This window comes from Pseudomonas sp. Irchel 3E20 (assembly GCF_900187645.1).
In the GTDB taxonomy this organism is placed as follows: Bacteria; Pseudomonadota; Gammaproteobacteria; order Pseudomonadales; family Pseudomonadaceae; genus Aquipseudomonas.
The window spans coordinates 260,466-281,127 of record NZ_FYEE01000004.1 but is presented as its reverse complement, the minus strand read 5'-3'; the positions used below and the strand labels follow the sequence as shown (position 1 = coordinate 281,127).

The 20,662-nt window shown below is 64.2% G+C and carries 16 protein-coding genes and 1 pseudogene; 10 read left to right on the top strand and 7 right to left on the bottom strand.

The annotated features are described in order from the left end of the window. Window positions 1–33 precede the first annotated feature (33 nt). A complete protein-coding gene (locus CKW13_RS09960) occupies window positions 34–591 on the bottom strand; it encodes a PQQ-dependent catabolism-associated CXXCW motif protein (RefSeq protein WP_095108419.1) in 558 nt (185 codons plus the stop codon). 588 nt (window positions 592–1,179) lie between these two features. Between CKW13_RS09960 and CKW13_RS09955 the strand changes: the two are divergent. Then, window positions 1,180–1,836: pseudogene (locus CKW13_RS09955) on the top strand (sensor histidine kinase); the annotation flags it as partial. Beyond that, complete coding sequence (locus CKW13_RS09950) at window positions 1,833–2,474, top strand: response regulator transcription factor (protein ID WP_095108417.1); 642 nt, start codon at window positions 1,833–1,835, stop codon at window positions 2,472–2,474. The pseudogene CKW13_RS09955 and the gene CKW13_RS09950, both read left to right, overlap by 4 nt. Before the next feature lie 106 nt (window positions 2,475–2,580). On the opposite strand, the gene CKW13_RS09945 is transcribed toward CKW13_RS09950, so the two are convergent. From CKW13_RS09945 to exaA, 3 genes are all read right to left on the bottom strand, one after another. Further along, window positions 2,581–4,791 (bottom strand): pre-toxin TG domain-containing protein, encoded by a 2,211-nt coding sequence (locus CKW13_RS09945; protein WP_095108416.1) that lies wholly within the window; start codon window positions 4,789–4,791, stop codon window positions 2,581–2,583. A gap of 120 nt (window positions 4,792–4,911) precedes the next feature. Continuing rightward, the gene (locus tag CKW13_RS09940; RefSeq protein WP_095108415.1) at window positions 4,912–5,568 is read right to left on the bottom strand and encodes a pentapeptide repeat-containing protein; all 657 of its coding nucleotides are present in this window, start codon (window positions 5,566–5,568) and stop codon (window positions 4,912–4,914) included. Window positions 5,569–5,690: 122 nt separating this feature from the next. Continuing rightward, the gene (gene exaA, locus CKW13_RS09935; RefSeq protein WP_095108414.1) at window positions 5,691–7,583 is read right to left on the bottom strand and encodes a quinoprotein ethanol dehydrogenase; all 1,893 of its coding nucleotides are present in this window, start codon (window positions 7,581–7,583) and stop codon (window positions 5,691–5,693) included. A gap of 251 nt (window positions 7,584–7,834) precedes the next feature. Here exaA and pedF point away from each other — a divergent pair, with 251 nt between their 5' ends. The 8 genes from pedF (at window position 7,835) to CKW13_RS09895 (ending at window position 16,259) form a co-directional block, all read left to right on the top strand. After that, a complete protein-coding gene (pedF, locus tag CKW13_RS09930; RefSeq protein ID WP_095108413.1) occupies window positions 7,835–8,299 on the top strand; it encodes a cytochrome c-550 PedF in 465 nt (154 codons plus the stop codon). Between the two features lie 53 nt (window positions 8,300–8,352). After that, a complete protein-coding gene (locus tag CKW13_RS09925) occupies window positions 8,353–9,114 on the top strand; it encodes a quinoprotein dehydrogenase-associated SoxYZ-like carrier (RefSeq protein WP_095108412.1) in 762 nt (253 codons plus the stop codon). Window positions 9,115–9,132: 18 nt separating this feature from the next. After that, on the top strand, window positions 9,133–10,068 hold the full coding sequence (locus CKW13_RS09920) for a quinoprotein relay system zinc metallohydrolase 1 (protein ID WP_095108411.1): 936 nt from the start codon (window positions 9,133–9,135) through the stop codon (window positions 10,066–10,068). Window positions 10,069–10,299: 231 nt separating this feature from the next. Further along, complete coding sequence (locus CKW13_RS09915) at window positions 10,300–11,820, top strand: aldehyde dehydrogenase family protein (RefSeq protein WP_095108410.1); 1,521 nt, start codon at window positions 10,300–10,302, stop codon at window positions 11,818–11,820. A 280-nt stretch (window positions 11,821–12,100) separates the two neighbouring features. After that, the gene (pqqA, locus tag CKW13_RS09910) at window positions 12,101–12,172 is read left to right on the top strand and encodes a pyrroloquinoline quinone precursor peptide PqqA (protein ID WP_003253598.1); all 72 of its coding nucleotides are present in this window, start codon (window positions 12,101–12,103) and stop codon (window positions 12,170–12,172) included. 56 nt (window positions 12,173–12,228) lie between these two features. Continuing rightward, window positions 12,229–13,143, top strand: a complete 915-nt coding sequence (pqqB, locus tag CKW13_RS09905) for a pyrroloquinoline quinone biosynthesis protein PqqB (protein WP_095108409.1) — start codon at window positions 12,229–12,231, stop codon at window positions 13,141–13,143. Window positions 13,144–13,384: 241 nt separating this feature from the next. Continuing rightward, window positions 13,385–14,548 carry an alcohol dehydrogenase-like regulatory protein ErcA gene (gene ercA, locus CKW13_RS09900; RefSeq protein WP_095108408.1) on the top strand — a complete coding sequence of 388 codons (1,164 nt, stop codon included), beginning with the start codon at window positions 13,385–13,387 and terminating at the stop codon, window positions 14,546–14,548. After that, a complete protein-coding gene (locus CKW13_RS09895; RefSeq protein ID WP_095108407.1) occupies window positions 14,532–16,259 on the top strand; it encodes a NahK/ErcS family hybrid sensor histidine kinase/response regulator in 1,728 nt (575 codons plus the stop codon). The genes ercA and CKW13_RS09895 overlap by 17 nt, the downstream gene beginning before the upstream one ends. A gap of 6 nt (window positions 16,260–16,265) precedes the next feature. On the opposite strand, the gene CKW13_RS09890 is transcribed toward CKW13_RS09895, so the two are convergent. The 3 genes from CKW13_RS09890 to CKW13_RS09880 form a co-directional block, all read right to left on the bottom strand. Next, window positions 16,266–16,928, bottom strand: coding sequence for a class I SAM-dependent methyltransferase (locus CKW13_RS09890; RefSeq protein ID WP_095108406.1), 663 nt, complete (start codon window positions 16,926–16,928; stop codon window positions 16,266–16,268). 184 nt (window positions 16,929–17,112) lie between these two features. Continuing rightward, the gene (locus CKW13_RS09885; RefSeq protein WP_095108405.1) at window positions 17,113–18,885 is read right to left on the bottom strand and encodes an acyl-CoA dehydrogenase C-terminal domain-containing protein; all 1,773 of its coding nucleotides are present in this window, start codon (window positions 18,883–18,885) and stop codon (window positions 17,113–17,115) included. Window positions 18,886–18,965: 80 nt separating this feature from the next. Continuing rightward, a complete protein-coding gene (locus CKW13_RS09880; RefSeq protein ID WP_095108404.1) occupies window positions 18,966–20,588 on the bottom strand; it encodes an acyl-CoA synthetase in 1,623 nt (540 codons plus the stop codon). Window positions 20,589–20,662: the final 74 nt, after the last annotated feature.

Below are 20,662 nucleotides of genomic sequence, written 5' to 3'. Positions count from 1 at the left end.
GTTGGGTGGGCGGTGGCACGCAGGGTGTCGCGGTCAGGGAAAGGGTTCGGGCTGTGCCGGCGCCAGGGGCAGGTGCGCCGCTTCCCAGGCGTCCAGGCCATCGCGATACCAGTACACCTGGGTATAGCCTAGCGCCGTGGCGCGTTTTACCGCGTTCCAGCTCAACCAGCAATCGGAACGGCAGTAGAACACCAGTGGGCGCACAGCTTGGCCGGCGCTGGCAGCGCTTAGGTGGCGGGCGAAATAGGTTTGCCAGGGTGGCGTCAGGTCGCCATCGCCAGTGTTGGCCAGCCACAAGCTGCCGGGCAGGTTGGCGTGGGGCTGGTCTTCGATGAAACGCCCGTGCAGCCACTGGCGGCGGTAAACGTCCACCAGTACCGGCGCGGGCGATTGGGCCAGTAGCTGCTGCAATTGCGCGGTATCGACGATCCTGCCGCCCTCCACCTGGGCCGGTGTCGGGCTGCGGTACAGGCTGATGCGGTAGCCTTCGGCGGAGAACAGTGGCTCCTGGGCCTGCGCCGCGCCCAGCCAGAGGCTCAGGCACAAGGCAGCAGCAAAGGGCAGCGGCAGGTGGCGCGGTGCAAGGGGCATAGGGGGCAATCCTTCTTGTTATAAGCCCATTACATGCCAGGGGCGCTGCTTTGTGAATGCGACGATAGACAGCAAAACCGCTACTAAAGTCGTAGTTTCAAGGGCTAAAAGCCATTCCCCCTATGGGAGCAACGGTCTTACCCTCTGCCATTGGTCACCGCCATCGCGAGCAGGCTCGCTCCCACAGAGGAAAATGAAAACCCCACCCACGCCACCGTTCAACGGTGGGTGCGGGCCTTGCCCGCGATGGGGCGAGCCGTTCCCACACAAACCGCCCCCCTTGGGCCAATGGGGTCGGTAAACCCTGCACAAAGTACCGATCAGCCAGTACCAAGGTAGTAAACCGCGCGGTGGGCAGCGGTCTTAGGATGGACGCTCGGCCTACCTATAAAAAAGAGAAACCCAGCCATGCGTATTCTCAAAGCCTTGCTGTTGCCCTTGCTGTTGATCCTGAGCCTGGTGGGGGTGGACAAGCTGCACACCCCGGTGAGCTTGCCGTTGCCTACGCTGGCGGGGCATTGAGCCGTGTTTGCCGGATGGCCGCTGCACCTCTGGGCCACGGCGTGGCGGCGCTGGGCTGGCCGCGACGCGGCCCTTGAGCAATTGCGTGCCGAGAACCACCAGTTGCGCCACAGCCTGCTGAGCGCCCGTGAGCAAGAGCGCACGCGCCTGGGCCAGGCCCTGCACGACGACCTGGGCCAATACCTGGCGGGCATCCGCGCCCAGGCGTGCTTGCTGCGGGTGGTGGCAGGGCAGCCCGAAACCGTGACGCAAACGGCCCTGGCCCTGGAGCACAATTGCCAGCAGTTGCAGCAAGGCTTTCGCGCCTTGGTGCGCGACTTGTATCCCGAGGTGCCGCAGCCCTTGCCCCAGGCGTTGGCGTCGCTGGTTGGCCAGTGGCAAGGTACCCACGGCATCGACTGCCGCCTACAGGTCAGCCCACGGCTGCCGGTGTTGCCCGTGGCCAGCCAAACCCACCTCTACCGGTTCATCCAGGAAGCCCTGACCAACGTGGCACGCCATGCTTGCGCCACCGGCGTGCGTGTACGCCTGCAAGCCCGAGGCACTGGGTTGCGCTTGTTGATCCGCGATAACGGCCGTGGCGCGGCACCGCCACAATCCCCAGGCATAGGGCTGCGTTCGTTGGCGCAACGGGCACACAGCCTCGGCGGCGGGTTGCGCATTGTCAGCCCCGCGGGCGGCGGTTGGGCGCTGATTTTGAGTATTGCGGGGGAGGGCCGATGAATATTTTGCTGGTGGATGACCACGCCGTGGTGCGCCAAGGCTACGCCAGCCTGCTGCGGGCGGTGCTGCCGACGATGCAGGTGCGCGAAGCAGCCAACGGCGAGGAGGCGCTGGCGCGGGTGCAGGAGGAGATCCCGCACCTGGTGATTATGGATTTCGGCCTGCCGGGGATCAGCGGCCTGGAAACCACCCGGCGCCTGCGCCAGCGCTTGCCGCAATTGCGGGTGCTGTTTTTCAGCCTGCACGATGAGTTGCCGCTGGTGCGCCAGGCCCTGGATGCCGGTGCCTCGGGCTACCTGACGAAAAACGCCGACCCCGAAGTGCTGATCGAGGCGGTGCGGCGCATCCTCGCCGGGCACGCGTACATCGAGCAGCCCTTGGCCACACAGTTGGCCTGTAACCCGCAAGCCCACAACGCCCAGGACCCACGCCTGCAAAGCATGACCCAGCGCGAATTCGAGATTTTTGTGATGTTGGCCAAGGGCACGCCCACCCGCTCGATTGCCGAGCAGTTGTGTATTAGCGCCAAGACGGTGTCCAACCACCTGACCTTACTTAAGAGCAAATTGTCGGTCAGCTCCCACGCCGAGCTGGTGCACCTGGCCATCGATACCGGGATCATGCGCGTGGCCTGTTAGCCGCTAGCGCACAAACGCCTGGGGGCGCCTGGCTTGCCGGTGATGGCGGCCTTGAGACCGCCATCGCGAGCAAGCTCCCACAGCAATGGGGGGTGGAACGGGCGGGTTAGTTGAGCAACCCGCCCATGCCCTTGGTCAGGCTGTTGAAGCCATTGCCCAGGGCGTCGCCCATGCCTTTGACCGCATCACCGACCTTGCCCGGTGCGGAGAGGATGTTTTCCTCGTACTTGACCTTGCCGATTTCGGTCTGGTCGGCGGTGTTGGCCGCCACCGACAGGGCGGCGGTGGACTTCATGCAACTGGCCCGCTGCGCGCCTTTGCAGACGTGGGTGGCGGCCAGTTTCATGGCGCTGCTGAACACCTTGCACTTGTTGTCGTCGTAGGCGGCGGCGATCAATTCGCCCGAGGTGTTGACCGTGCTCGCGGTGCTTTGCGCGCGGTCGCCGTACTCCCAACCCTTTTTCGCAAAGTTGAAGATCGAGCGCCCGCGCTTGCCGACGATGTTGACGATCGCCCCGGAGGCCGGCAGGGCCGCGCTGAGGATCGCCAGCATGCGCTCCTTGCCGTCGAGTTCCTTGCCGGTCATCCAGTCGCGGCCGGTGAGGGCGCTGTAGCCGTTGACGATGTTGGAGATCACCGGGATGGTTTCCACCACGTCCTTGAGGGCGCTCAGGCCAATGACTTTCCAGTCGAAACCGCCCTTGGGTTCACAGGGCAGTTTTTCGCCCTTGGCCTCGCTGGCCAGGCCCCATGCGGTATCGGGCAGCGTGCTCAGGGGCTCGAGGGCTTTTTTGGTGGCGTCTTCGAGTTTCTCGCTGTATTTGCTGGCGTCCGGGTCTGGATAAATCGTGGTCGGCACCAATGGGCCGATACTCAGGCGCTGGCTCGGCCGGTAGCCTTTGCTGGATTTGCCATCGTCCACGGTGCTGAGCACGTAGTCGCGGCCGACGAACTCCAAGGGCTGGCCGGTGGGGTTGTGGATCACCACCTGGGAGTTGCTGGCGCCGCCGTCGTGGTTGTTTTTCACCGCCAAACCGTTCTCGGTCAGGCTGTAGTCAGCCAGGCTCTGGCTGTTGTCGCCCGCCTCGGCAGCCATGCGCTCGCCCAGGGCGTTCATCGCCGCCAGGGAGGCGTCCACCGCTTTGTCGTCGATGCTGGCCGGAATCAGCGCACGGCTGATGTTGGAGTCCTTGAGCAGCGGCACCGCGGACTTGAAGTACGGGTTGTTGAGCAGGTCGGATTTGCCGCCACCCAGCTTCAGCCCGGCGGTCTGGGCCAGCTCCAGAGCGCTGCGTGGGTCGCTCAGGTCGGCTTCAAGGAAGGCTTCGGCTTTCTGCTGCAGGCCGTTGGCCTGGGCCATCACGCTGTTGGCCTTGCTCAGCATCGAGGCGGCGTTGCCAGGCAGGTAGTTCTTGGCGTGCGCCAGGGCCTGCTTCTTGAACTTGTCGCCCACGCAGAACGACGACAGCTCGGCCAGGCCACCGGGGTGGGCGGCTTCGATGAGTTTTCTCTGGGTGTCGCTCAAACGGTCCGGCTCGCACGGGGTGTCGCGCAGCCACCAGACCAACCCTTGCATGGCGTAGTGGGCCTGCGGGTTGACGGCAGCGTACTTGTGTAGGTCCTGGGACAGGGGTAGCAGCGCCGGCGGCATGTAGTTGGCGGCCGGGCGCAGGCTCATTTTCGAGCCGCGCCACGGGGCGGCCAAACCGTGGTCGTTGCAGTAGGTGAGGATCGCCGCGCCGACAGTCATACCGGGCGGGATGACGATGCTGTCCATGCCGTTCTTGTTGCGGGTCATTTTCAGCGCGGCTTGCTTGCCTTCGCGGTAGGCGCGGCTTTTAGCGATGTAGCGCACCATCGGCACCACGGTACGGCTGACTTCGCGCAGTTCGTCGGCGCTCAGTTCGGTCTTTTGCCCGTACTTGGCCAACAGGGCCTTGACCTGGTCGCCGTAGCGCTGCACTTCGCCGGGTTTGGTCGGGTCGTACACTGGCAAGTCGTCCAGGGGTTGGTGCTCGATCAGTTTCTTGGCGGCCAGGGCGCGCTGCTGGTCCTGCTCGCTCCAGCTGCGAAAGTCCATGCCTGTGCGCCCGTTGCTGCTCAGGCCCAGGCTGGCGGCGGTGTCGTTGGCCATGCCGGTGACAGAAGACAGCGAAGCCAACAGCGAACCGGAGGCATTGCTCAGGTCGCTGGCGGAACCGGGTGTGGTGTCGTTGGATTTGAGGTTGCCGGGCAAACAGCCGACGAGAAAACTGCACAGGGTGATCGCCGCGCTGGCCCGAAGCAACCGCGACGACCGTAACTGCATGATGCTCATAGCATTTCCATTGGCTATTCGAAGAGTGATGCCATATTAATGGCACTGCTTCGCATCGCACAATGCGCCTAGCGAAATCGGCTTGCTACACAAACAGGCTTACTTGGGCGCTGATGCCCATTATTTGTCCCAGGTGGCCGGGCAATCGGTACAGCCTTGCATGTTGCTGTCCTGGAAGTTGGCGTAGTGCTGGCGGGTGCCGGTGAGGGTGGCGTGTTCCAGGTTGCTTTCGCCAAACTTGGCTTCTTGCAGGTTGGCGTCGCTGAGGTTGGCGCCTTTGAGGTCGGCTTTGCTCAGCCAGGTCATTTCCAGGTCGGCGGCTTGCAGGTTGGCGTTGTGCATTTTCGCCCCGGAGAGGCGGGCGAATTCCAGGTAGGCGCCGGTGAGGTTGGCGTCCTTGAATTGGGCGCCCTGGGCAAACATGCCCCAGCCCTGCACGGCCAGCAGCTTGGCGCCGCTGAAGTCGGCCAGGCGCAGGTTGGTCTGTTGCAGGCTGGCGCGGGTCAGGTTGGCGCCTTGCAATTGGGCTTTTTCCAGGTTGGCCAGGTCCAGGCGCGCGTGGCGCAGGTCGGCACCGCGCAGGTCGGCGCCGCTGAGGTTCATTTTGCGCAGGTCCTGGTTGCTCAGTTTGGCGTTGCGCAGGTCGGCGCCAGGGCATTGGCTGGATTCGGCGATCACGCAACCGTTGATGGTCAGTGCGCTGTCGCCACCGTCATCGTCCGTGGCGGCGAGGGCCAGGGGGGCGGTGAGGGCGAGGATCAGAGGCAGGTAGTTCATGACGCAGGACTCCTGGGGTGAAGGCTTGGGGCCGTTGGGCTGTGCCTGTATGGGGGCGGGCAAGCCCGCTCCCATAAGTGAAACAGACCCACGGCCACCTCGTGGCGGCCGTGGGTATCGGCTTACTTCTGGGCGACCTTGCTGTCCCAGCTCGGGATCTTGAAGACCCAGAACGAGCCGCCCTGTGCCACCGGTTTGGTCAGCTCGGCCATGTCGCCGCCCCACAGCGGTACCGCGCCGCCGTAGCCGACGGTGACACCGATGTACTGCTCGCCATCCTGTTCCCAGGTGATCGGCGGGGAGACGATGCCGCTGCCGGTCTGGAACTTCCACAGTTCCTTGCCGGTTTTCGCGTCGAAGGCCTTGAAGAAGCCGTCGCCGGTGCCGGTGAACACCAGGTTGCCCTTGGTGGCCAGTACGCCAGCCCACAGTGGCAGTTGCTCTTTATGCTCCCAGACCACCTTGCCGGTGGTGGGGTTCATGGCGCGCAGGGTGCCGACGTGGTCGTCGTACATGCGTTTGATGCGGAACCCCATGCCCAGGTAGGCCGAGCCTTTTTTGTAGTTGACCTCTTCGGTCCAGTATTCCTCTTTCCACTGGTTGCCCGGGATGTAGAACAGGCCGGTGTCCTGGCTGTAGGCCATGGGGTTCCAGTTCTTGCCGCCCAGGAACGGTGGCGAGACCTCGACCGGTTTGCCCTTGGTTTCCCCAGGCAATGGCTTGGCCGGGCGCTGGCCTTCGTTCTCTACGGGGCGGCCGGTTTTCAGGTCGATGTGGCTGGCCCAGGTGATGTTGTCCACGAACGGGAAGGCGTTCTGCAATTTGCCGTTGTTGCGGTCCACCACATAGAAGAAGCCGTTGCGGTCGGCGTGGCCGGTGGCCTTGACGACCTTGCCGTCCTTGTCCTTGTAGTCGAACAGCACCAGTTCGTTGTTGCCGGAGAAGTCCCAGGCATCGTTGGGGGTGTGCTGGTAGAACCACTTCACTTCGCCGGTGCTTGGGTCGACGCCGACCTGGCCGGAGGTGTAGAGGCTGTCGTAGTCGTGGGGGTTGCCGTCCTTGGCGGTGCGCGCCCAGGTGTTCCACGGCCCTGGGTTGCCCGCGCCAACGATGATGGTGTTGGTTTCGGGGTCGAAGCTGGCGCTCTGCCAAGGGGCACCGCCACCGTGGCTCCAGGCTTCGACCTTGCCGGTTTCGGTGGTCGGGTCGTTCGGCCAGGATGGCGCCTTCACGTCGCCGGTGGGGGTGCTGTCCTTGCCGTTGAGGCGGCCCATGTGGCCTTCGACGAAGGGCCGCATCCACACTTCTTCGCCGGTGTCCGGGTCGCGGGCGTAGAGCTGGCCGACCACGCCGAATTCATCGCCGGAGCTGCCGTGGATCAGCAGCACCTTGCCGCTGGTCTTGTCTTTAATCAGCACCGGGGCGCCGGTCATGGTGTAGCCGGCGGCGTGGTCGCCGAATTTCTTGTTCCACACCACTTTGCCGGTGTTTTTGTCCAGGGCGATCAGGCGCGCATCCAGGGTGCCGAAGTAGATTTTGTCGCCAAAGATCGCCGCGCCCCGGTTGACCACGTCACAGCAGGGGCGAATGTTGTCCGGCAGGCGATGGTTGTAGGTCCACAGGCGCTTGCCGGTTTTGGCGTCAAGGGCAAATACCCGCGAGTAGGAACCGGTGACGTACACCACGCCGTCGTTGACGATGGCCTGGGACTCCTGGCCGCGCTGCTTTTCATCACCGAAGGAGTACGACCAGGCCGGGGTCAGCTTGAATACGTTCTTGTCGTTGACCTGGGCCAGGGGGCTCCAGCGCTGGGCGTTGGTGCCCATGCCGTACTGCAGCACATCCTTGGTGGTCAGGTGGTCGTTGGCGATGTCTTCCCAGGTGACGTTCTTGGTGGCAGGGGCAGCGGTAGTGGCGGCAGTGGCACCGGCCGACAGCGACAGACTGCTCACTAGCAGGAAGGCCTGCACGGCGAGGGTCAGCGGGGAGAGGGCGGGTAACGATCTTATTGTCATGGTTGCGGTTCCCAGTGGAGGTTTTGGCCCGACTAAGATGGAACGCCAACGCCTGGGCAGATACGGAAAAAGTCCCGCCCTTGCCGGGAAAACTTCCCGGGCGGGACCTGATTTAGGCCCTCGCCACAAGGCCTGCTACCAAGGGAGTAGAACGCGGCCACCAAAGCAGCATACGGGCCTGCGCAAGCGGTTCCTAAGATGAGCCACGACCTCTGTAGCCAGGGGTAGCGTGCACTCTTGAGGACCTAATAATGACAACAACCCCACGTAATGCCTTGCTCCTCGCCAGCCTGTTGGCCGGCCTGATGGGCGCAGGTTCGGTGATGGCCCACGGCAATGTGGTGCCCCAGGCGGTAGAAACCAAAGGCCTTACGCCGATCAAGGATGCCGGTGTGGCGCTCGATGGCGACGGTTGGGCGGCGGTCAACCCTTACCGCACCACAGGCGAGCGCGAGAAAGCCGTGGAAATCGGCTCCTCGGCCTACAACCAGAACTGCGCCGCGTGCCATGGCCTGGAAGCCAAATCCGGCGGTATCGCCCCAGACCTGCGCATGCTCGACGCCGGCGAGGTCGGGGATGAGTGGTTCGTCGAACGGGTGCGCCACGGCGCGGTGCGTGATGGCCGCGTGTACATGCCCAAGATGGCCGACTACTTGAGCCAGGAAGCCTTGTGGGCAGTGCGCACCTACCTGGACAGCGTGCACGTCGAGGAATAAACCCTGAACCCGCTCGCCGTCTTAAACGCTGCACGAACCCACAGGAGTGGTCGATGAACTGGCGAGCGTATTGCCTGTTGGCCTGCTGGCTGCCTTTGGCGGCCGTGGCCGAACCCGTGACGCCGGGCAAGGACCCGGTGCCCTCGGTGATGTGGGCCTTCTATCACAAGCAGATTCTCAATGACGCGCCCTTCGTTTTCGATGAGCGGGTCAAGTTGTTGGCGCCGCCCTTCGCTGAAGACGCGCGGCAAGTGCCCCTGGAAATCGACGCTCGGGCCTTGCAGGGTGAAGTGGTGAAGATCCTCGCCTGGGCCGAACTCAACCCTTTGCCCCGGATCGTCGATTTCGAGCCCGGGGAGGGCGTGTTGCCCTGGTTGTCGATCCGTATCCGCATCGAGCAGGCCACGCCCTTGCGTGCTGCCGTGCTGACCCGCGATGGCCTGTGGCACGTGGGTTCGACCCTGATCGACGCCGCGGGTGGCGGTTGCACCGCGCCCAGCGTGGTGCGCAGCCAGCCCGGCTGGGAAGACCACATCGGCGAAGTGCTGGGCGGGCGTTATCCGCGCGGCGAGTTCAGCCGCTTGCGCCTGCAAGTGGCGCACCCGATGGACAACGGCATGGTCGGCGGCATCCCGGAATTCTTCCTTAACCACGCCCAGTTGCAGGACAGCGCCGGCAAGGTCCTGGCCAACCTGGCGCTGTACCCGGCGGTGAGCGAAAACCCCAGCCTGGGCTTTGACGTGGCGGGGGCCGGGCAGACGCGGCTGGTCCTGCGCGATAACAGCGGCAATCAATTCGATGCGGCGATTCCCTGACGATATAAGGAGCGCGCCATGCGCTGGATGCTGCTGTTGTGCCTGGCCGTCAGTTGTGCGGCCACGGCGGACCTGGACTACCACCTCAAACCCCGGCAGATCGCCGAGCACACCTGGCTGCTGGAGGGCAGCACCGCCAACTTCGCCAAGGACAACGGCGGCAATATCGTCAACACCGGGTTTATCGTCACCGAGGCGGGCGTGGTGGTGATCGACACCGGGCCCTCCAAGCGCTACGGCGAAGCCCTGCGCGCGGCGATCGCGACGGTCACCGACAAACCGGTGGTCGAAGTGCTGCTGACCCACCACCACCCGGACCACGTATTGGGCAACCAGGCCTTCGCCGGCGTGCCCATCAGTGCCTTGCCGGGCACCGCCGAGCTGTTGCAGCAACAAGGCGATGCTATGGCCGAGAACCTGTACCGCATGGTGGGCGATTGGATGCGCGGTACCGAAGTGGTGCTGCCCAACCGCTCGGTGGAACCTGGCGTGCGCACGGTGGGCGGCCATCGCCTGCGCCTGCTGGGGCTGCATGGGCATACCGGCGCGGACCTGGCGATCCTGGACGAGCGCACCGGCGTGCTGTTCGCCGGCGACCTAGTGTTCTACGAACGCGCCCTGACCACCCCCAACACACCGGGCCTGGAGGTGTGGCGGGCGGACATCGCCACCTTGCAGGCACTGCCCTGGAAAACCATCGTCCCCGGCCACGGCCCGCTGGCCACAGACTCCAAGCCGTTCGTGCAGATGGACGACTACCTGAGCTGGCTCGACCGTCTCATGCGCGACGGCGCCGCCCAGGGCAGCGACATGGCCGAGATGATCCGCAGCCCCATCCCCGAACGCTTCGCCGCCATCAGCCTGAGCCGCTACGAACTGATCCGCAGTGTCAGCCACCTGTACCCGCGCTACGAGCGCGAGCGGATGCAGCGGGTGGACGACCAGCGGCCGTGAGGACGGTGGCCGCGCAGTTCGCCCGGGTGGCGATCCGGCGCTGGCGATCGAGCGGCCGACATTTAGGTTGGATGTTGCACAGCCATCGCCTGTAGTAAGTGGGCTTGCCCGCTTACTACTAAATAACGAGGAGCCCCCCTGCCAACGGCGCATTCGTCTGGAGGGCGGGGCTCTCTACCATCGATTCATCGCTTGCCCACCCGGCAGGCATCGACCCAACCGAGGCCCTACATGATCTACGCCCAACCTGGAACACCTGGCGCCGTTGTGACCTTCAAGCCACGCTACGGCAACTTCATCGGCGGTGAGTTTGTCGCCCCGGTCAACGGCGAATACTTCACCAACACTTCACCGGTCAACGGCGAGGTGATCGCCGAGTTCCCCCGTTCCAGTGCCGCCGATGTCGAGAAAGCCCTGGACGCCGCCCATGCCGCCGCCGATGCCTGGGGCAAGACCAGCGCCCAGGACCGCTCCCTGGTGCTGCTGAAAATCGCCGACCGGATCGAGCAAAACCTGGAAATCCTCGCCGTCAGCGAAACCTGGGACAACGGCAAAGCCGTGCGCGAAACCCTCAATGCCGACGTGCCCCTGGCCGCCGACCATTTTCGCTACTTTGCCGGGTGCATCCGCGCCCAAGAGGGCGGCGCCGCCGAAATCAACGAACTGACCACCGCCTACCACTTTCACGAGCCGCTGGGCGTGGTGGGGCAGATCATCCCGTGGAACTTCCCGCTGCTGATGGCCGCATGGAAACTCGCCCCGGCCCTGGCCGCGGGTAACTGCATCGTGCTCAAACCCGCCGAACAGACGCCGCTGTCGATCATGGTGTTCGCCGAATTGATCGCCGACCTGCTGCCACCGGGCGTGCTCAACATCGTCCAGGGCTTTGGCCGCGAGGCGGGCGAGGCCCTGGCCACCAGCAAACGCATCGCCAAGATCGCCTTCACCGGTTCCACCCCAGTGGGCGCGCACATCATGCATTGCGCCGCCGAGAACATCATTCCCAGCACCGTGGAGCTGGGCGGCAAATCGCCGAACATCTTCTTCGAAGACATCATGAACGCTGAGCCCGCGTTCATCGAAAAAGCCGCCGAAGGCCTGGTGCTGGCGTTCTTCAACCAGGGTGAAGTGTGCACCTGCCCGTCCCGCGCCCTGGTGCAGGAATCCATCTACGAGCCGTTCATGGCCGAGGTGATGAAGAAGATCGTCAAGATCAAGCGCGGCAACCCGCTGGACACCGACACCATGGTCGGCGCCCAAGCCTCTGAGCAGCAGTACGACAAGATCCTCTCGTACCTGAAAATCGCCCAGGAAGAGGGCGCCGAACTGCTCACCGGCGGCGCGGCGGAACGCCTGGAAGGCGACCTGGCCAGCGGTTACTACATCCAGCCCACGCTGCTCAAGGGCCACAACAAAATGCGCGTGTTCCAGGAAGAAATCTTCGGCCCGGTGGTGGGTGTCACCACGTTCAAGGACGAAGCCGAAGCCCTGGCGATTGCCAACGACAGTGAGTTCGGCCTGGGCGCCGGCCTGTGGACCCGCGACATCAACCGCGCCTACCGCATGGGCCGGGCGATCAAGGCCGGGCGCGTGTGGACCAACTGCTACCACCTGTACCCGGCCCACGCCGCGTTCGGTGGCTACAAGAAGTCTGGCGTCGGCCGGGAAAACCACAAGATGATGCTCGACCACTATCAGCAGACCAAAAACCTGCTGGTGAGCTACGACATCAACCCGCTGGGGTTCTTCTGAGTCACCCCACCTCGGGGTGCCAACGGGTGTAGCAGCGGGCTCGCCCGCGCTGGAGTGCGAAGCGCTCCCCTGGGGTGGGCCTGCCTTGCCACCGACCAGGGCCGCTGCGCGCCCCCGCGCGGGCGAGCCCGCTTGCTACGCCGTACCCTGTTAGCCCCGCCTTTTGGTATCTCCTACCAACGCACCGCCCAAGCTCCTTCCAAAGTAGCATTCGGCCCCGCCGCGGCCCGTGTGTTAATGCCTCTACCGGAATCGCCCGGCACAAGAAGAGGACTGCCCCATGTGGACTAAACCCGCGTTTACCGACCTGCGCATTGGCTTTGAAGTGACCATGTATTTCGCCAATCGCTAAGGGACCGCCCGGCCAGCCGTGGGCTTGGTCGGGCTTGTTTCGCGGAGCCTGCAACCATGCATATCAGGATTCTCGGTTCTGCCGCCGGTGGCGGTTTTCCGCAGTGGAACTGCAATTGCCGCAACTGCGCCGGGGTACGCAATGGCAGCCTGCGCGCGCAGCCGCGCACCCAGTCCTCGATTGCCCTGAGCGACAACGGCGTCGATTGGATTTTGTGCAACGCCTCGCCGGACATTCGTGTGCAACTGGCCTCGTTCCCGGCCCTGCAACCGGCCCGCCGCCTGCGCGACAGCGCGATTGCCGGCATCATCCTGCTGGACAGCCAGATCGATCACTGCACCGGCCTGCTGAGCCTGCGCGAGGGCTGCCCGCACGCGGTGTGGTGTACCGAGATGGTGCATCAGGACTTGACCCGCGGTTTCCCGCTGTTCCCCATGCTCAGCCACTGGAACGGCGGCCTGCAGTGGCAGCCTATCGCCTTGGACGGCGCGCCGTTTACTGTTCCCGCATGCGGTCATCTGCAGTTGCGCGCCATTCCCTTGCGCAGCAGTGCGCCGCCGTACTCGCCCCATCGCGGCAACCCGCACCCGGGTGACAACATCGGCCTGTTTATCGAAGACCTGCGCAGCGGCGCTAGCCTGTTCTACGCCCCGGGCCTGGGCCAGGTGGATGAAGCCTTGCTGGGCTGGATGGGCCGGGCCGATTGCCTGCTGCTGGACGGCACCCTGTGGCGCGACGACGAAATGCGCCGCTGCGGGGTGGGCGACAAACTGGGCAGCGACATGGGCCACCTGCCGCAAAGCGGCCCCGGCGGCATGCTTGAGGTGCTGGAAGGCTTCGGCGCGCAGCGCAAGGTGCTGATCCACATCAACAACACCAACCCGATCTTGGACGAAGACTCCAGCGAACGCGCCCTGTTGACCCAGCGCGGTATCGAAGTGGCGTTCGATGGGATGGATATTCACCTGTAGCCCCGTAGTGGGCGGGAGAGGGCTGTGGAGGCGAACCTGTGTGGCGCGGGGCTTGCCCGCGATGAGGCCGGTACAGCCACCGCATCTATGGCGGTTGCAATGTAGCTATCGTGAGCAGGGCTCCCACAGAGCAGCCACACCGGCCACACGGGGCCGCGCAGCCCAACCCTTTGGTCTGATTGCATTCGTAACAAGATGCTTTAGGCTGGCCGGTATCTTCAAAACAATAAAAAGGCTTTCCATGAGCCAGCACCTCAGCCAACTGCGTAAGTTCGTTTCCCCTGAAATCATCTTCGGCGCCGGTTGCCGGCATAACGTAGGCAACTACGCCAAAACCTTCGGCGCACGCAAGGTGCTGGTGGTCAGCGACCCGGGCGTGATCGCCGCCGGCTGGGTCGCGGATGTCGAGGCCAGCCTGCAAGCCCAGGGCATCGACTATTGCCTGTACAGCGCGGTATCGCCCAACCCACGGGTGGAGGAGGTGATGCTGGGCGCCGAAACCTACCGCGAGAACCATTGCGACGTGATCGTCGCCGTGGGCGGAGGCAGCCCGATGGATTGCGGCAAGGCCATCGGCATTGTGGTCGCCCACGGGCGCAGCATCCTTGAGTTCGAAGGCGTGGACACCATCCGCGTGCCGAGCCCGCCGCTGATCCTGATCCCGACCACCGCTGGCACGTCGGCGGACGTCTCGCAGTTCGTCATCATCTCCAACCAGCAGGAGCGCATGAAGTTCTCCATCGTCAGCAAGGCCGTGGTGCCCGATGTGTCGCTGATCGACCCGCAAACCACCCTGAGCATGGACCCGTTCCTGGCCGCCTGTACCGGCATCGATGCGTTGGTGCACGCCATCGAGGCGTTCGTCTCCACCGGCCACGGCCCGCTCACCGACCCCCATGCGCTGGAGGCCATGCGCCTGATTAACGGCAATTTGGTGCAGATGATCGCCAACCCCACGGATATCGAACTGCGCGAGAAGATCATGCTCGGCAGCATGCAGGCCGGGTTGGCGTTTTCCAATGCGATCCTTGGCGCAGTGCACGCCATGTCCCATAGCCTGGGGGGCTTTCTGGACCTGCCCCATGGCTTGTGCAATGCGGTGCTGGTGGAGCATGTGGTGGCGTTCAATTACAACTCGGCGCCGGATCGTTTCAAGGTCATTGCCCAGACCTTCGGCATCGACTGCCGTGGCCTCAACCACCGGCAGGTCTGCGCGCGCCTGGTGGAGCACCTGATTGCCCTCAAGCATTCCATTGGCTTTCACGAAACCCTGGGCCTGCATGGCGTGCGCACCGCCGACATTCCGTTCCTGTCCCAGCACGCCATGCACGACCCGTGCATCCTCACCAACCCGCGCGAATCGAGCCAGCGTGACGTCGAGGTCGTCTATGGCGAAGCCCTCTGAGGAACAGCAACGGGCCTTGGCCGGGCTGCTGGGCCTGGGCAGCCATTCGGCGCGCAAGAGCCACTACCCGGAACTGGCGGCACGCCTCGATGACCTGGAAACCGAACGCAACCGCTATAAATGGCTGTTCGAGCATGCGGTACACGGGATCTTCCAGGCCAGCCTGCAAGACGGCATGCGCGCCGCCAACCCGGCCCTGGCCTGGATGCTCGGCTACGAGACGCCCCAGGACGTGCTGTTTTCCCTGACCGACCTGGCCAGCCACCTGTTTGTCGGCGGTGCCGAGGAGTTGCAGGCCATCGGCGCGCGTCTGCAACTGCAACGCAGCCTGCTGGGCTACGAAACCCAGTTGCGGCGCAAGGACGGTAGCCAGCTCGACGTGCTGATGAACCTGTTGCTCAAGCCCGACCAGGATGGCCTGGTGGAAGGCTTCGTCACCGACATCACCGAACGCAAACTGGCCCAGCAGCGTTTGCAGCAGCTCAACGATGAGCTGGAGCAACGGGTCACGGCGCGCACCGATGAATTGCTCGAAGCCAACCGCAACCTGCAACAGCAGATCGAACGCCGCGAGCAGATCGAACGGGCCCTGCGCGATGCCCGCGACGCCGCCCAAGCGGCCAACCGCAGCAAGGACAAATACCTCGCCGCTGCCAGCCACGACCTGCTGCAACCCCTCAACGCCGCGCGTTTGCTGATTGCCACTTTGCGCGAACGGGCGCTGCCGGAGGCGGAGCACACACTGGTGGAGCGCACCCATCAGGCGTTGGAAGGTGCCGAAGACCTGCTCACCGATCTGCTGGACATCTCCAAACTCGATCAAGCGGCGGTCAAGCCGGATATCGCCCTGTATCGCCTCGATGAACTGCTCGCGCCGCTGCTCTCGGAGTTCCAGTCCGTGGCCCAGGCCTCGGGCCTGGAGCTGCGTGGCCGGGTCGGCGACTTCGCCATCCTTACCGACCTGCGCCTGATGACCCGCATCCTGCGCAACTTTCTCAGCAATGCCTGCCGTTACACCGAACACGGCACCATCCTGTTGGGCGCCCGGCGCCGGGGCGATGTGTTGCGGGTGGAGGTCTGGGACACCGGGCGCGGCATCGAGGCCGAGCGTTTGCAGTCGATCTTCCTGGAGTTCAACCAACTCGACGTCGGCCGCGCCGCCGACCGCAAGGGCGTGGGCCTGGGCCTGGCCATCGTCGAGCGTATCGCCAAGATCCTCGACTACCGGGTGCGGGTGCGCTCCTGGCCGGGGCGCGGCTCGATGTTCAGCATCGATGTGCCCATCTCCCGCGAAGTACCCATGGCCCTAAACCTGGCAGCGCCCCAGGCAGGCACCGGCAACCCACTGCCGGGGCGGCGTTTGCTGGTGTTGGACAATGAAGTCAGCATCCTGCAGAGCATGAGCGCGCTGCTGGAGCAATGGGGCTGCGAGGTAGTGACCGCCACCGATGAAGTGGCGGCGCTGCTGGCCCTGAACGAACGGGCGCCGGAACTGATCCTTGCCGATTTCCACTTGGATCACGGCATCGTCGGCTGTGACGTGGTGCGCCACCTGCGCGAGCACTTTGGCCTGCGCATCCCGGCGGTCATCGTCACCGCCGACCGCAGCGACCCGTGCCGCCGCGCCCTGAAAAAACTTGGTGCGCCGCTGCTCAACAAACCGGTCAAGCCCGGCAAATTACGCGCGGTGCTCAGCCAGTTGCTGGGGTAGGGCTGCTCACCCCTGCGCACCGCGCGCCTGAAACAACGCCACCTTGCCGCAAAGCACGACCTGCACCTCACGAAAGTGCAAGCACAGTTGCTGCTCAAGCGCCTGCTGGGTGTCATTGCGATTGCCGAAGATGCCCTTGCGGTTGTACAGCGCCATCAGTTTTCGGCCCAGGGCGTTATGGTTCGTGCTGTCGCCCAAGATGGTCGCACCATAGATCACGCCGTCAGGCGCAAGGTGCGTCTTGAGGTGTTGGAACACCACCCCCTTGTCCATCAGGGTGCCGGGCAAGCAATGCAGCAGGTAAAAGAGGGAAATCGAATCGAAGGCCCCCTCGGGCTGGGGAGGCAATGGCGTCATTACATCGTGCTGAATCAACCGCGTGTCTGCGCGCCCCAGTCGATGACTGGCGGCGTGCAGGCTGTTGGCGTTCAGGTCCAGCAAAGTGAGAGGCCCCTGCGCGCTGGATGCGGCGTGGCGCAGGTAGTAACCGGTGCCGACGCCCACATCCAGATGCCGCGGGCCCATGTGCTGCCTGAAGAAAGGTAGGAGCACGGTGGGTGTAGGGCAGCGCCAGGCAAACCGGTTGGACAGGCCCAGTACCCATGCGTCATAGAGTTTGAGCATCAAAGGGGAATAAACGGCGGCGCCTTTTTCAGTGGAATGGGGCATGGTCGGGCCTCTGTCTGAGTGATAACGCGGGCACGCTAGCACAGCCAAAAGCCTGGCTTAGGCCAGTGTCACTACCGGATGTAACGACACTGAACGATTGTGATCCGCGCTTTGACGCCTTTTTTTGCGCGGTCATCACGCGGCCTAGGGCTACGATTGACGTAGCCCGCCTGCGGCTGCGCTCTCAAAACTGCGCGGCGTCCAGGCCGAACAGTGAGGCGCTGCCGGCACGAATGGATTGCTCCAGGCTCAAGATGCGCGGCAGCAGGCGCTGGATGTAGAAGTTCGCGGTGGCGACTTTGGCGCCATAAAAGCCTGGGTCTTGGGCCAGCTTCTGCTCGGCGACCTGCGCCATGCGCGCCCACAGCCAGGCGTAAGCGACATACCCGAACAGGTGCAGGTACTCCACCGACGCCGCGCCGACTTCGTTGCGGTTGCTCGCGGCCTGGGTGTGCAACCAGTCGCTCAGGTCCTCCAGGCGCTGTACCGCGTCGAGCAACTGCGCGGCATAGGGGGCGTTGGGTTGCTGGGCGAACTGACGGATTTGGGCCGTGAACTGGCGCAACGCGGCGCCGTTGTCAGGCAGCACCTTGCGCCCCAGCAGGTCCAGCGCCTGGATGCCGTTGGTGCCTTCGTAGATTTGCGCGATGCGCACGTCGCGCACCAATTGTTCCTGGCCCCATTCGCGGATGTAGCCATGGCCACCGAACACTTGCTGGCCGTGGATGCAGCTGTCCAGGCCGGTGTCGGTGAAAAACGCCTTGGCGATGGGTGTCAGCAGCGCGACCTGGCCCTGGGCGATATCGCGCTCCTGGGCATCGTCGGAGAATTTCGCCAGGTCCAGTTGTTGCCCGACATAGCTGGCGAAGGCGCGCCCGCCCTCGGTCATGGCCTTCATGGTGAGCAACATGCGCCGAACATCGGGGTGCACGATGATCGGATCGGCCACCTTATCGGCCGCGACGGCGCCGCTCGGCGCGCGGCTTTGCAGGCGCTCGCGGGCGTAGGCCACGGCGCTTTGATAGGAGGCTTCGGCGCAGCCAATGCCTTGAATGCCGATGGACAGGCGTTCGTAGTTCATCATGGTGAACATCGCCGCCAAGCCTTTGTTGGCTTCGCCCACCAGCCAGCCACTGGCGCCGTCGAAGTTCATCACGCAGGTGGCGGACGCCTTGATACCCATCTTGTGCTCGATGGAACCGCAGCTCACCGCGTTGGGCTGGCCCAGGGTTCCGTCGGCATTGACCAGAACCTTGGGCACCACGAACAGCGAGATGCCTTTGGGCCCGGGCGGGGCGTCGGGCAGCTTGGCCAGCACCAGGTGCACGATGTTTTCCGTCAGGTCATGATCGCCGCCGGTGATGAAGATCTTGCTGCCGGTGATGCTGAAACTGCCGTCGGCGCGGGGCTCGGCGCGGCTGCGGATAAGCCCCAGGTCGGTGCCGGCATGGGCTTCGGTCAGGCACATGGAACCGGCCCAGCGGCCTTCGTACATGGGCGGCAGGTAGAGGTTTTTCAACGTCTCGCTGGCGTGGGCGTCCAGGGCCAGGCAGGCACCTGAGCTCAAGGCCGAGTACAGCGCGAAGCTGGAGTTGGCGGCGTAGAGCATTTCTTCAAACTGCACGGCAAGCATCTTGGGCATGCCCATGCCGCCGTATTGGGTGTTCCCCGACAGGCCCACCCAGCCACCTTCGATGTACGTGGCATAGGCTTGCTTGAAACCGATGGGGGTGGTGACTTGGCCTTCCTGCCATTGGGCGCCTTCTTCGTCGCCGCTACGGTTCAGGGGCGCGATCAGGTGCGAAGTGACTTTACCCGCCTCTTCCAGGATGGCGTCGGCGATACCCGCATCGATGTTCTCGGCCAGGGCCGGCAGGCGCGCCCACAGGGCCGGGGCGTCGAAGACTTCATGGAGGACGAAGCGCAGGTCGCGCAGAGGGGCGTTGAACGGGGGCATAGGTGAACCTCGACAGAACGGTTGTGCGGTGGCAGCGGCGGGGCAGATGCCGCCGCCGGCCAGTTGACAGAGGGGGCGGGTTACAGGGCCTTGGCCCAGTCGCGCAGCATGTACTTCTGGATCTTGCCGGTGGAGGTTTTGGGCAACTGGGTGAACACCACCGTGCGCGGGACTTTGAAACCCGCCAGGTGCTCGCGGCAGAAATGGAGGATGTCGGCTTCGCGAACATCCTGATGATCGGCCTTGAGGGTGATGAAGGCGCACGGCGTTTCGCCCCACTTTTCATCAGGGCGGGCGACCACGGCGGCTTCCATCACGCCGGGGTGGCGGTAAAGCACGCCTTCGAGCTCGATGGTGGAAATGTTCTCGCCACCGGAAATGATGATGTCTTTGAGGCGGTCCTTGATCTCGACATAGCCATCGGGGTGGCACACCGCTAGGTCGCCGGTGTGGAACCAGCCACCCTCGAAAGCCTCGGCGGTGGCCGTGGGGTTCTTGAGGTAGCCCTTCATCACCGTATTGCCGCGCATGAACACTTCGCCGATGGTCTGGCCGTCGCGAGGGGTTGGCTCCAGGGTCTTGGAGTCGCCGACCATCACGCCTTCCAGCGTGGGGTAGCGCACCCCCTGGCGGGATTTGATCTGGGCGCGCTCGTGCAACGGCAGCGCATCCCATTCGGCATGCCAGGCACAGAGGGTCACGGGGCCATACGTCTCGGTCAGGCCATAGACGTGGGTGACCTTGATGCCCATCTCTTCCACGGCACCAATGACCTTGGCTGGTGGCGCCGCGCCGGCCACCATGGCGCTGACTGGGTGGTCGATGGCCGCTTTTGCCGATTCCGGCATGTTCACCAGGGCATTGAGCACGATCGGGGCACCACACAGGTGCGTGACCTGGTGTTCGCGGATCAGGGTAAGAATTTTTTGCGGGTCGACCCGCCGCAGGAACACATGCACCCCGGCCAGAGCGGTGATTGTCCAGGGGTAGCACCAGCCGTTGCAGTGGAACATCGGCAGGGTCCAGAGGTACACCGGGTGATTGCCCATGGCCCAGGTCATCTGGTTGCCCAGGGCATTGAGGTAGGCGCCGCGGTGGTGATAGACCACGCCTTTGGGGTTGCCGGTGGTGCCCGAGGTGTAGTTCAGCGAGATGGCTTGCCACTCGTCGAGCGGCCATTGCCAGGCGAACGCCGGGTCGCCTTCTGCCAGCAGCGCTTCGTAGTCCAGGTCACTGACAGCCTGGCCCTCACCGTACTCCGGGTCGTTGACGTCGATGACCAGCGGCGGGTGATCGAGCATGCCAATGGCGGCGTGGATCACGTCGTGGAATTCCCGGTCGGTGATAAGCACCTTGGCTTCGCCGTGCTGCAGCATGAAGGCGATGGCTTCGGCATCCAGGCGCACGTTGAGTGGGTTGAGCACGGCACCGATCATCGGCACGCCAAAATGAGCTTCAAGCATTTCGGGAATGTTGGGCAGCATCAAGGCCACGGTGTCGTTCTTGCCGATGCCGCGCCCGGCCAACGCCGATGCGAGGCGGCGGCAGCGCTCGTAGGTTTGTGCCCAGGAGCGGCGGATCGAACCGTGGATCACGGCGGGGTAGTTGGGGTAAACGCTGGCGGTACGCTCCAGGAAGCTGAGCGGAGACAAGGCGATATGATTGACAACCGAAGGGCTTAGCCCTTGTTCATAGATGGACATATGCGGGTACTCGATGGCTGATTGTTAGCTCTATTCGGTGGCGCTTGAGCATCGTTGCCGTGGCCACCGTTGAT